Raw genomic sequence first — 11,159 nt, 5'->3', positions numbered from 1 at the left:
TCCTAGCCCGCTTCAAATAACGCCATGGCCTCGACATGCGCGGTTTGCGGAAACATGTCGAGGATCCCGGCACGTTTTAGCCGGTAGCCCTGCTTGACCAACTCAACCGTGTCCCGCGCCAGCGTGGCCGGGTTGCAGGACACATACACCAGACGCTTGGCTCCCAGGGTCGCGAGCTTGCGCACAACCTCCATGGCACCATCACGGGGTGGGTCCAAGAGTACCGCAGAAAAGCCCTGTTTGGCCCATTCCGCGTCAGTCAAAGGCTGGGACAAATCGGCCTGAAAAAACTGTGCATTATGCAAATCGTTGCTGACGGCGTTGACGGCCGCGCGGTCCACCATGGTCTGCACGCCTTCCACCGCCACCACTTCACGCACCTGGCGCGCCAGTGGCAGGGCGAAGTTGCCCAGGCCGCAAAACAGGTCCAGCACCCGTTCGTCGGGTTGTGGCGCCAGCCATTCCAGGGCCTGCGCGACCATCGCTTCGTTGACCCCGGCGTTGACCTGCACGAAGTCGCCAGGTCGGTAGGCCAACTCCAGATCCCATTGTTCCAATCGAAAACCCAAGACCGAATCGACGTCGACCGGCTCAGGTTGACCCTCGCCATGCAGCCACAATTGAGCTTCATGGAAGGCGCAAAACTCTTTCAATACCTGCAAGTCCGCTTCCGACAGCGGCGCCATGTGCCGCAGCAACACGGCGATGGAGGTGCCGCTGAACAATTCAACATGCCCCAACGCCTGCGGCTTGCTCAGGCGACGCAGCATGTTCGGCAGGCGCTGCATGATCGGTTGCAAGGCCTGTACCAGCACCGGGCAATCGTCGATGGCAACAATGTCTTGGCTGGCCACGGCGCGAAAACCCACTTCCAGCTGTTTGGCCTTGGCATCCCAGCGCACGGCCACGCGGGCGCGGCGACGGTATCCGAATTCCGGACCGCTCAAAGGCGCAGCCCACTCTTGCGGTTCGACACCGGCCACACGGGACAGTTGCTCGGCGAGCATGCGCTGTTTCAGGGCAAGCTGTTCGGTATGGGGCAAGTGCTGCACGCTGCAACCGCCGCAGCGGCCGACATGGGCGCACGGCGCCGGGCGGCGCAATTCGCTGGCCTTGAACACGCGCTCGGTGCGCGCCTCGACAATCTTGCCGTGGGCGCCTAACACCCGCGCTTCAACTTCTTCGCCGGCCAGCGCGCCGTTCACAAACCAGGTGCGGCCTTCAAAGAACACAATGCCACGGCCGTCGTTGGCCAGGCGCTCAATGGTCAGGCGCTGTTTCTTGCCTACAGGAATCTGCGGGGCCCGGCTGCCGCCCGTCGGTTGGAAGCGCAGGCCTCTCTCGTGCTTGGCCATCAGTTGGGTTCGTCGAAGATGCCGGTCGACAGGTAGCGGTCGCCTCGGTCACAGATGATCGCGACGATCACCGCGTTTTCCACTTCTTTAGACAAACGCAACATGCCGGCCACCGCGCCACCGGACGACACGCCGCAGAAGATGCCTTCTTCACGGGCCAGGCGGCGGGTGGTGTCTTCGGCTTCGCGCTGGGCCATGTCGATGATGCGGTCTACGCGGGTCGCGTTGTAGATCTTCGGCAGATACTCTTCGGGCCAGCGGCGGATACCGGGAATGGCCGAGCCTTCCATCGGTTGCAGGCCGACGATCTGGATTGCCGGGTTCTGCTCCTTCAGGTAGCGCGAGTTGCCCATGATGGTGCCGGTGGTGCCCATGGAGCTGACGAAATGGGTGATGGTGCCCCCCGTCTGGCGCCAGATTTCCGGGCCGGTGGTGGTGTAGTGCGCCTCGGGGTTGTCGCCGTTGGCGAACTGGTCCAGCACCAGGCCACGGCCTTCGGCGGCCAAGCGCTCGGCCAAGTCCCGTGCGCCTTCCATGCCTTCTTCCTGGGTGACCAGGATCAGCTGGGCGCCGTAGGCGGTCATTGCCGCCTTGCGTTCGGCGCTGCCGTTGTCGGGCATGATCAGGATCATCTTGTAACCCTTGATCGCGGCGGCCATGGCCAGGGCGATCCCGGTGTTACCCGAGGTGGCTTCGATCAGGGTGTCGCCGGGCTTGATCTGCCCGCGCAGCTCGGCGCGGGTGATCATCGACAACGCCGGGCGGTCCTTCACGGAGCCGGCCGGGTTGTTCCCTTCGAGCTTGAGCAACAGGGTATTGCTGGTTTCACCCGCCATGCGTTGCAAGCGGACCAGGGGCGTGTTGCCGACGCAATCGGCGATTGTAGGGTACTGCAAGGTCATGGCGTATTCGCAATCCAGACTGCGGGGGCGAACATCATACCGGGAAAGGCCGGCGGGCCATATCACGCAAAGTGTGGTGCTTATGGCTTAAAGGAATAAGGCACCGAATGTTCACCGCTCGCCATGGTTGCGGTTGAACACGTCAGGCCCCATCGCCGCAATCTGGCCGTCGATCAACGCATCGAAGGGTTTGAGCAAGGCTTCGAACGAAGCGGGCGACTCCAAGACCTCCAGCGCCTGCACAATCGCTTCCACTGTCGACAGCGCGCCGGGGCCAGGCGCCTTGCGCAGCCGATAGCGGGACACTGCGCCTTCGGCCAACGCCACCCTGGGTAGCGCAGCCAACAACGGATTGAGGTGCAAGAGCTTGCGCGCCTTGCGCCAAGTGCCGTCGGGGACCACCAGCAGCAGCGGCTGATCTACTGGCGCATAGACTTTAAGTGGCTGGGCGTCGTCAGCCGGAAACAGCAGCCGTGCCTGGTAGCCGGGCACGTTCAACAACGCAGGCAGGTCCTCAAAGACCTCTCCCACCACCAACTGCGCATTGTTCAACCCCAACGCCGCCAACCGCGCGGTGTTCAGCGCATGGTTGACCTCGCTCGGGTGCTGCAACAGCAACACCCGCGTGCGACTGTAGAGATTGGGGATTAACGCGCACAGGCAGTGGGCGACAGGCCTGAGGCAACGGGAACATTGGGGTCTGGACATGGGTTTTCAGGCCTGGTTGAGCTGGGCTTTGAGCAAGTCGCGGAAAGTCTGGATCAGCGGTTCTCGGCTGCGCCCCCGGCGCATGATCATCGAAAACGGCGCCTGGTAGCCGAAGGTCGCCGGCAGCAAGACGCGCAAATCGCCCTTGTCGGCCCAGGCCTGGGCGTAGTGTTCGGGCAAATAACCGATGTAGGCGCCGGACAGCACCAGGATCAACTGCGCCTCCATACTTTCCACGGTGGCTGCACTGTGTTTGAAGCCGTGCCTTGCCAATTCGGCCTGGCTCCAGTAGCCGCGACCGACCATGCGTTGCTGCGTGATCACCTGCTCGGGAATGCGCCGTTCATTGAACAAAGGATGCCGCGTGCTGCAATACAACCAGTGCTGCTCCCGGTACAGCGGCATGTAGATCAGCCCGCTCATGCGGTTGGAAAACGCGCCGATGGCCAGGTCGAGACGGTTGTCCTGCACGCCCAGTTGCAGTTCGTAAGGGCTCATCACCGACAGATGCAAGTGCACCGCCGGGTGTTCCAGGCTGTAGGCGCCGATCACTTCGGCGAAGGGTAACGCTTTGTCGCTGACCGTGGAGTCCAGTACACCCAGCTTCAGCGTGCCGCGCAACTCGCCCTTCAACGCGGCGGCGTACTGCTCGAAACCTTCCAGCTCGCCCAGCAGGCGCAAGGTCTCTTGATGAAACAATTCGCCTTTGCTGGTCAGGCTGAAACCGCCACGCCCGCGATGACACAGCACCAGGCCCAGCGCCGCTTCCAGCTGACTCATGTAGGTGCTGATGGCGGAGGTGGACAGGTTGAGTTCGTGCTGGGCATTGGCGAACCCCTGGTGCCGCACGACGCTGACGAAGATGCGCAGGAGTTTCAGGTCGGGCAAGGCGTTGGCCATGGTCGGCTCCGGGTGTAGGTCGTTGCAGTCTACCTGTGCGCATTAGTTTAGAAAAATCTGAACTAAGTATTTGCCCCTGCCGATTCTTTCGTTTCCACGTATTTCGCAGAATCGGCCCCTAACAAACAAAACAACGATGAGGCACTCCCGTGGACAAGATTTTCCACCAACCACTGGGCGGCAACGAAATGCCGCGCTTTGCCGGCATCGCCACCATGATGCGTCTTCCCCACCTGCAAACCGCCAAGGGCCTGGATGCCGCCTTTATCGGTGTGCCGCTGGACATCGGTACCTCGCTGCGCGCCGGTACTCGCTTCGGGCCGCGTGAAATCCGCGCCGAATCCGTGATGATCCGCCCGTACAACATGGCCACCGGTGCCGCACCGTTCGACTCGCTGTCGGTGGCCGACATCGGCGACGTGGCGATCAACACCTTCAACCTGCTCGACGCCGTGCGCATCATCGAAGAAGCCTACGACGAGATCCTCGAACACGACGTGATCCCGATGACCCTGGGCGGCGACCACACCATCACCCTGCCGATCCTGCGGGCGATCCACAAGAAACACGGCAAGGTCGGGCTGGTGCACATCGATGCCCACGCTGACGTCAACGACCATATGTTCGGCGAGAAAATCGCCCACGGCACCACCTTCCGCCGCGCGGTAGAAGAAGGTTTGCTCGATTGCGACCGTGTGGTGCAGATCGGCCTGCGCGCCCAGGGCTACACCGCCGAAGACTTCAACTGGAGCCGCAAACAAGGCTTTCGCGTGGTCCAGGCCGAAGAATGCTGGCACCACTCCCTCGCGCCCTTGATGGCCGAAGTGCGTGAAAAAGTCGGCGGTGGCCCGGTGTACCTGAGCTTTGACATTGATGGCATCGACCCGGCCTGGGCACCGGGCACCGGCACCCCGGAAATCGGCGGGCTGACCACCATCCAGGCCATCGAGATCATCCGTGGCTGCCAGGGTCTCGACCTGATTGGTTGCGACCTGGTAGAAGTTTCGCCGCCCTACGACACCACCGGCAACACTTCGCTGCTGGGCGCCAACCTGCTGTACGAGATGCTCTGCGTACTGCCTGGCGTGGCACATCGCTGATGAGCGCCCAAGAAGTACTGCAAGCCGCCGCCGACCTGGTGGCGGCCTTCGCCCGCAATGACCGCGCCGCCTACTTCGGCGCGTTCACGGCGGACGCCAGCTTCGTGTTCTACACCCTGCCCCAGCCACTGCTCAGTCGCGACGCCTACCAGGCGTTGTGGGACAGCTGGCGCCGGGACGAGGGGTTCGAGGTGCTGTCCTGCACCTCGAGCAACGCCTTTGTCAGCCTGCAAGGTGACGTGGCGATTTTCATGCATGACGTGGCCACCGAGCTGCGCATGAACGGGGAGCAATTTTTTAGCCAGGAACGCGAGACCATTGTCTTCAAACGGCAAGAGTCTCGCACAGAACAAAAACAAGGCCTGTGGCTGGCCTGTCACGAACATTTGTCCGCTATGCCGGAAGGGCTGCCGCCCCCTTAGCCAATGTGATCGGAGCAGATCATGAATAATAAAAACAACGATAAAAGTATTCGCAAGATAGAAACCAACGGGGTCGAGCAGATCCCGGACCACGAACGTACCGCCGGCCCCAAGGATCTGTTCCGACTGATCTTCGGCGGCGCCAATACCTTTGCCACCGCCGTGCTGGGTTCTTTTCCCGTGCTGTTCGGCCTGTCGTTCCAGGCCGGTGTCTGGGCGATTGTGCTGGGCGTGCTGGTGGGTGCGCTGATCCTCGCGCCAATGGGCCTGTTCGGGCCGATCAATGGCACCAACAACGCCGTGTCTTCCGGTGCGCACTTTGGCGTGCACGGGCGGATTGTCGGCTCGTTTCTCTCGCTGCTGACGGCGATTGCCTTCTTCTCACTATCGGTGTGGAGTTCAGGTGATGCGCTGGTGGGCGGTGCGAAACGTCTGATTGGCTTGCCGGAAACCGACCTGAGCCTGGGCCTGGCCTACGGCGTGTTCGCGATTCTGGTGCTGACCGTGTGCATCTATGGCTTTCGCTTCATGCTGTGGGTCAATCGCATTGCCGTGTGGGCGGCGAGCCTGCTGTTCCTGCTGGGGATCTTCGCGTTTGCGCCGGCCTTCGACAGCCACTTCGCCGGCACCGTAGCGCTGGGCCAGACCGGCTTCTGGGCGGCCTTTATCGGCGCCGCGCTGGTGGCCATGAGCAATCCGATTTCGTTCGGCGCGTTCCTGGGTGACTGGTCACGCTATATCCCGCGTGAGACGCCGAAAATACACATCATGCTGGCAGTGGTCCTGGCGCAAATCGCCACCTTGATCCCCTTCCTGTTCGGCCTGGCCACCGCGACCATCGTGGCGATCAAGGCACCGGACTATATTGCGGCCAACAACTATGTCGGCGGTTTGCTGGCCGTGGCGCCGAGCTGGTTCTTCCTGCCGGTGTGCCTTATCGCGGTGATCGGTGGCATGTCCACCGGCACGACGTCGCTGTATGGCACCGGGTTGGACATGTCCAGCGTATTCCCGCGCCTGCTGTCGCGGGTCAAGGCCACGTTGCTGATCGGGGTGATGTCGATTGCCTTCATCTTTATCGGACGTTTCGCCGCCAACCTGGTGCAGAGCGTGTCGACCTTCGCCGTGCTGATCATCACCTGCACCACGCCGTGGATGGTGATGATGATCATCGGCCTGATCGTGCGTCGCGGTTTCTATTGCCCGGATGACCTGCAGGTGTTCACGCGTGGTGAAACCGGCGGCCGCTACTGGTTCAGCCACGGCTGGAACTGGCGCGGGCTGGGAGCGTGGATCCCGAGTGCGCTGGTGGGCCTGTGCTTCGTCAACCTGCCGGGGCAGTTTGTCGGGCCGCTGGGCAATCTGGCGGATGGCATTGATATCAGCCTGCCGGTGACGCTGGGGTTGGCCTCGGTGGTGTACCTGACCTTGCTTCGTGTGTTCCCGGAACCGGCGGCTGTTTATGGGCCGACTGACTCCCGCAGCAAGCGCACGGATGCGCACGTTAAACCGGCGCTGCAACAGGCCGCCTGATCCCCATAAAAAAGATAATCGGAGAACCGCCGTCATGGCTTTGGATTTATTCGTCGTACTCATCTACGCCGCCGGCATGCTCGTGCTCGGCTACTACGGCATGCGCCGCGCCAAGACCCACGAAGACTACCTGGTGGCCGGTCGCAACCTGGGCCCATCGCTGTACATGGGCACCATGGCCGCCACGGTATTGGGCGGGGCGTCCACCGTCGGCACCGTGCGCCTGGGCTACGTGCATGGCATCTCCGGCTTCTGGCTGTGTGCCGCGCTGGGCATGGGCATCATTGCGCTGAACCTGTTCCTGGCCAAGCCGCTGTTGAAGCTGAAGATCTTCACCGTGACCCAGGTGCTGGAAAAACGCTACAACCCCATGGCCCGCCAGGCCAGCGCGGTGATCATGCTGGCCTACGCACTGATGATCGGCGTGACCTCGATCCTGGCCATCGGCACCGTGCTGCAAGTGCTGTTCGGCCTGCCGTTCTGGATCTCGGTGCTGCTCGGCGGTGGCGTGGTGGTGGTGTACTCGACCATCGGCGGCATGTGGTCGCTGACCCTCACCGACATCGTGCAATTCGTGATCAAGACCGTCGGCCTGATGTTCATCCTCTTGCCGATCTGCCTGTACCGCGTCGGCGGCTGGGACGAACTGGTGGCCAAGCTGCCCGCGTCGAGTTTCAGCTTCACCGCGATCGGTTGGGACACCATCATCACCTACTTCATGATCTACTTCTTCGGCATCCTGATCGGCCAGGACATCTGGCAGCGGGTGTTCACTGCCCGCGACGAAAAGGTCGCCAAGTACGCAGGCACGTTCGCCGGGTTCTACTGCATCCTCTATGGCCTGGCCTGTGCATTGATCGGCATGGCCGCGCATGTGCTGATCCCGGACCTGGATAACGTCAACAACGCCTTTGCCGCCATCGTCAAAGTCTCGCTGCCGGACGGCATCCGTGGCCTGGTGATTGCCGCAGCACTGGCGGCAATGATGTCCACCGCCAGCGCCGGCCTGCTCGCCGCCTCCACCGTCCTGACCGAAGACCTGCTGCCGCGTCTGCGTGGCGGCAAACAGTCGAGCCTGGCCATCAACCGCCTGTTCACGATGCTGACCGGCATTGCCGTGCTGGGTATCGCACTGGTGGTGAGCGATGTGATCAGCGCCTTGACCCTGGCCTACAACCTGTTGGTGGGCGGCATGTTGATCCCGCTGATCGGCGCGATCTTCTGGAAGCGCGCCACCACATCAGGCGCCATCACCTCCATGACCCTGGGCTTCGTGACGGCGCTGGTGTTCATGATCAAGGACGGGTTGGATGCAAACACGCCGATCTACTACAGCCTGGCGATCGGGCTGGTGAGTTTTGTAGTGGTGAGTTTGCTGTCGCGCCGGCCAGAGGGTGTGGCGGCCAACGCGGTTTGAGATACAAGTGGATTTAGAGCGGTTTCTTCAGCGGGCGCGACGTCGGATGTCGTGCCCGTTTTTTTCATTCAACAGCAAGATCTTGATTTGCCTGGATGATTTCCTGGACCAGGGAGGCCCATAGCAATCCCTGTGTTGTGCCGCCGGCGTAGGTTCCTCCTGCTGCAATTCGGTGGTAGGCGGACCAATGCACTATCGACAGCCCATCCGAGGTGCCGGGTCTGGCGCATTCGATAACTTGCAAGTCACCACTTTCGATTGCCCTGCGATAGGACCTCGGAAAGTGCCGAGAGACAGCAGCCAGACATGCCGCCAATATCTGCTCCTTGCGCTCTGCTGTCGAATCGGGCGGAACCTGTCCACCTGAAATGAGAATCCAGTCCCCATCCAAACGGCAATTCATGACACCGATTGGCAAATCGTACTGCAGCTTGAGTCCGCGCATTCCGGCACCTTCGTGATCAGCAGCGCGCAGCTTGAAAAACCAACCAATAGTCGAAACGACTTCAAACTCCTCTACTCCCATGGCAGTCACAACGAAGTGTTGCCTGCTTAGCTCAGAAATTTGGGCCGGATTCAGATGCCCAGGCATGAACTGAACCCCGGCGCTCAGTAAAAGCGCCTCTATCTCATCCTTCAAATGGACAAACTCCAAATCGTAGCCCGACACTTCAATAGCCCCACCAATGCCTGGAACGCCATACCGCTCAAAAAACTGTCGTTGACTGATCTCTGTGAGTTCGCATCCCAGTTTGCCACTCGGCCAAGGCCTGTTTTCGATATCGGACTGCTCCTTTATCGCTGCCTCTATTCCAAGGGCGTCGTCCCTGTAAGCACGTACAATTCGAGCCCGAGCGAATCGCGCCAACGCTGGATTATCAGCCAGCAGTTTTTCAAACAACTCAATGCCCGCGCGATTGCACTCAACGGCCAAATGCTGATTGGCGGGAAGTAGATAATCGTTATGCAGTGGCTTTGCGCTCGTCTCCGTGGCCGACAGGTGGCGCATGTTCACAGGCTTGTGACTGGCACCATCGCTCCTCTGATTGCCTCCATATATCGTCACTTGATAATTCGCCAGGCGGAGCATCACCGCCTGGAGCAGGCCATTGATCCCTCTGCCAATGATCGACACACGCGGTGCACCAGCGCCTGCGGTCCGAAGAGGAATCGCCAATGACTGTGTAAGTTTGCGCCTGACCAGGCCGCGCACAGCCATCAGGCTCAACTGAACTGAAACAGCGTAGTCAAGGTCGCAGTGGCAGGCCTCGCTGGTTGATGCCTGCGTAGTCAGCGTCGCAGGTCTGTACCAAATGGAGACCTCACAGCCGAGCGTTTGCGTACGTAGGCGGAACGCCTCCAATGTCGCAGGCCCATAGTCCACGACAAGCTGGATATCTTCAGCCGCTGCCAGGGCATGCAAAGCATCGTCACTCAACACATCCGGCTTGGCGACACAGACCAGCCGAGCGTGTGTGTGCAGGGATTGGATGAGGGATGAATCAATGCGATGAGTGGACTCATCGTTCAGGGATAAGCACAGGGCGACAGCAGAAGCGCCGTCCAATACCTCGGACCAGTCCACGACAAATGACACTCGACTATCGGGAGATGCATGCCCGAAAGTGTCCAGTGCTCGATCCTGGCGGACTAGTACCTTGATCCGAACATCGGGATCTCGATCAAGTAACAAATTGACCAGTTCCTTTCCCACATTGCCGTATCCCAGTACACGCACATCATGAGGGATGGAGCCATCCGCCAGTGTCAGCCAACGTAGGAGATAGGCAGCCACATGCGGCGCGTTCACCCCCGGCGTGTTGAATACTTGAATACCATTAGATTCACATAGGTCCAGTCGTATCTTATCCAGACTCGTACCTCTGCGGATCAAACAGAGTTCTCCAAAGGGGTGAGAGGCACGCCATTGATGAATGAGGTCCGCATCGATGGCTTGGTCGCCGACGATGATCGTAGTTGGCCGTAAGAGCCCGAGCTGTATGAGCAGAGCCTGCTTGGTCAATGCAGGGGGAAGAAACACGACGTTTCTGGGGGCGTCGGCCTTCCAGCCTTTCGACACCGGTGCAATATGTAGAACACTGTCGATTGTGGTGATGAGTGACGCGGCGACCGGCGGAACTGAAGAGAGCAACATAGCTTTGTCTCCAACAATTCTGGTTTATTGACCCCTTGAGAAGAGGAGTTCAATAACGTTGGGGCGCCACGAATGGGCGCTTGGGTTTCAACCTATGCGCCTCTTAAGAATTAAGTAAGCCGGCCGTTTCTGACTGACTAGTAATCCAATTCTGACAATTGAACGCAAAAGCCTGACTGACAAGCTCCCAGCGTTTGTTTACTCAGAAAGGACGAACAGGGAAAAGGTTACGGATGACGGAATAAGAAGAAGGCTCTGACAATGAGGCATGCCTCGTCAGACAGTTGCGGACACTACGAAATGTACAGCGAATACAGCCTGATTACAGGGAACCGAACACGCCCTGAAGAACGACCCGAGGTGTCAGCGCCCGCGCGATTGAATCGCGTGAGCGCTTCCAGGACTTACCTGCGACGTGGGCGACGCTGCTCGTCATCGGTGCGAATCGGCACGGGTTGCAGCGGAGGCTCGATCAAGCCCAGTGCAACACCCAGATCATGGAGCCAGTTTTGAATTTTCTCTTTCATGGTTGCCCCCTTTGAGGGTAATGCTGGTAGGCGCAAGTTCTGTCGCCTTTTCCTACGGTGATAGTAGCCCTAAGTCCTACGTAATGCTTGAACGAAACCACAACGAACTATTACTGAATTCATCAAAATCCTGACGGATC

At 60.1% G+C, this 11,159-nt stretch carries 10 protein-coding genes; 4 read left to right on the top strand and 6 right to left on the bottom strand.

The genetic code is table 11. The features are described 5' to 3' along the window. Window positions 1-2: 2 nt before the first annotated feature. The 4 genes from rlmD to H096_RS18440 form a co-directional block, all read right to left on the bottom strand. The gene (gene rlmD, locus H096_RS18455; RefSeq protein WP_033900678.1) at window positions 3-1,355 is read right to left on the bottom strand and encodes a 23S rRNA (uracil(1939)-C(5))-methyltransferase RlmD; all 1,353 of its coding nucleotides are present in this window, start codon (window positions 1,353-1,355) and stop codon (window positions 3-5) included. Continuing rightward, the gene (gene cysM, locus H096_RS18450) at window positions 1,355-2,257 is read right to left on the bottom strand and encodes a cysteine synthase CysM (RefSeq protein ID WP_033900675.1); all 903 of its coding nucleotides are present in this window, start codon (window positions 2,255-2,257) and stop codon (window positions 1,355-1,357) included. The genes rlmD and cysM overlap by 1 nt, the downstream gene beginning before the upstream one ends. A 111-nt stretch (window positions 2,258-2,368) precedes the next feature. Further along, complete coding sequence (locus tag H096_RS18445) at window positions 2,369-2,965, bottom strand: DTW domain-containing protein (protein ID WP_033900674.1); 597 nt, start codon at window positions 2,963-2,965, stop codon at window positions 2,369-2,371. Between the two features lie 6 nt (window positions 2,966-2,971). Continuing rightward, entirely contained in the window at window positions 2,972-3,865 is an 894-nt protein-coding gene (locus tag H096_RS18440; protein WP_028617381.1) for a LysR family transcriptional regulator, read from the bottom strand. Window positions 3,866-4,014: 149 nt separating this feature from the next. Between H096_RS18440 and speB the strand changes: the two genes are divergently transcribed. From speB to H096_RS18420, 4 genes are read left to right on the top strand one after another with little or no spacing between them, the layout of a single operon-like run. Next, on the top strand, window positions 4,015-4,965 hold the full coding sequence (gene speB / locus H096_RS18435; RefSeq protein WP_033900672.1) for an agmatinase: 951 nt from the start codon (window positions 4,015-4,017) through the stop codon (window positions 4,963-4,965). Beyond that, entirely contained in the window at window positions 4,965-5,387 is a 423-nt protein-coding gene (locus H096_RS18430; RefSeq protein WP_033900670.1) for a nuclear transport factor 2 family protein, read from the top strand. Before speB ends, H096_RS18430 begins: the two co-directional genes overlap by 1 nt. Window positions 5,388-5,408: 21 nt before the next feature. Next, on the top strand, window positions 5,409-6,920 hold the full coding sequence (locus H096_RS18425; RefSeq protein WP_033900668.1) for a cytosine permease: 1,512 nt from the start codon (window positions 5,409-5,411) through the stop codon (window positions 6,918-6,920). Between the two features lie 34 nt (window positions 6,921-6,954). Next, the gene (locus H096_RS18420) at window positions 6,955-8,337 is read left to right on the top strand and encodes a sodium:solute symporter (protein ID WP_028617385.1); all 1,383 of its coding nucleotides are present in this window, start codon (window positions 6,955-6,957) and stop codon (window positions 8,335-8,337) included. 64 nt (window positions 8,338-8,401) lie between these two features. Here the strand turns inward: H096_RS18420 and H096_RS18415 are convergent, their stop codons facing one another. Together H096_RS18415 and H096_RS34750 are read right to left on the bottom strand one after the other, a co-directional pair. Beyond that, window positions 8,402-10,492, bottom strand: a complete 2,091-nt coding sequence (locus H096_RS18415) for an FAD-dependent oxidoreductase (protein WP_033900664.1) — start codon at window positions 10,490-10,492, stop codon at window positions 8,402-8,404. Between the two features lie 404 nt (window positions 10,493-10,896). After that, window positions 10,897-11,019, bottom strand: coding sequence for a PA1414 family protein (locus tag H096_RS34750; protein ID WP_003193089.1), 123 nt, complete (start codon window positions 11,017-11,019; stop codon window positions 10,897-10,899). Between the last annotated feature and the right edge of the window lie 140 nt (window positions 11,020-11,159).

Source organism: Pseudomonas sp. FH1 (genome assembly GCF_000510895.2).
Classification (GTDB): domain Bacteria; phylum Pseudomonadota; class Gammaproteobacteria; order Pseudomonadales; family Pseudomonadaceae; genus Aquipseudomonas; species Aquipseudomonas azotoformans_A.
This window is presented reverse-complemented; position numbering and strand designations above follow the sequence as displayed.